This is a genomic window from Bartonella sp. CM120XJJH, assembly GCF_042194715.1.
GTDB lineage: Bacteria > Pseudomonadota > Alphaproteobacteria > Rhizobiales > Rhizobiaceae > Bartonella.
Window position 1 is genome coordinate 1 of the sequence record NZ_JBHINE010000096.1, and the last position, 829, is coordinate 829.

At 41.1% G+C, this 829-nt stretch carries 1 protein-coding gene and 1 pseudogene; both read left to right on the plus strand.

Annotated features, from left to right (window positions below; all coding sequences use genetic code 11):
* Positions 1-312: pseudogene (locus tag ACFIKU_RS09965) on the plus strand (filamentous hemagglutinin); the annotation flags it as partial.
* Positions 309-713 (plus strand): hypothetical protein, encoded by a 405-nt coding sequence (locus tag ACFIKU_RS09970; RefSeq protein ID WP_375657415.1) that lies wholly within the window; start codon positions 309-311, stop codon positions 711-713. The pseudogene ACFIKU_RS09965 and the gene ACFIKU_RS09970, both read left to right, overlap by 4 nt.
* The last annotated feature ends 116 nt before the right edge of the window (positions 714-829 follow it).

Sequence of the window (829 nt, forward strand, 5' to 3'; positions counted from 1 at the left end):
AGTTTCCATGGACCAGCGGCTAATGTTTTGGCGGCATCCGGTTTGTTAGGTTATGTGAGTGGTGGCAAACAAACCACCATTGGCTTTGATGGGAATAGATATGACTTTGTAAGCAGAATTATTGGCGGTAATGGCTATACTTATGAGACAATACCTGCTGGCAGTAACGTTTTGACAGAATGGTGGAGAGTGACCATGAATCGCATAAGTTCCCATACCTGTCTTGGAGATGCGAGTCCACAATGTAGATATGATTATGGTACATCTCATCTTGAACAATTTCCTTTAAGTAAATCAAGGAGTAAAAAATGAAACAAACTTTAAAGCTATTAGGTGCTGTAACTTTGTTAAGTATAGCCGGATGTCAGTTTAACAAACCTCCTCTAGGAGAGGTAGCAGCGTGGAAGAAACCAGGAGCAGATTTTACAGAGGTAGGAAAAGCCTTGTTAGAATGTGGAATGCCAACACCTTATTATACTGATCCAGAAAGCAGAAAGCTTAGTATCAATGCATGGGCAACAATTCATGCGTGTATGGTTCAATCAGGTTTCCATTATGAAAATGAACATGAGGGTGGATGGTGTTATACTTTTAGAGCCGAAAACTTACCCATATGTCGTCCAGGTGCTGTGATCCCGAGGCGCAGTGTCAAGAAGCGCTTGAACAGCCCGTTTTGTAAAAAATATAAAAATGCACCTGAATGCAAGCCTTAAGTTTTGTTGTTTGTGATGATCAACAATCCGTCATCCTTGCCTTCGCTTGGAATGGCGGGATTGTTTTCTCACTTTCATTATTTAACGGATGAAGAAAAGCAGCATTTACAAGCTGG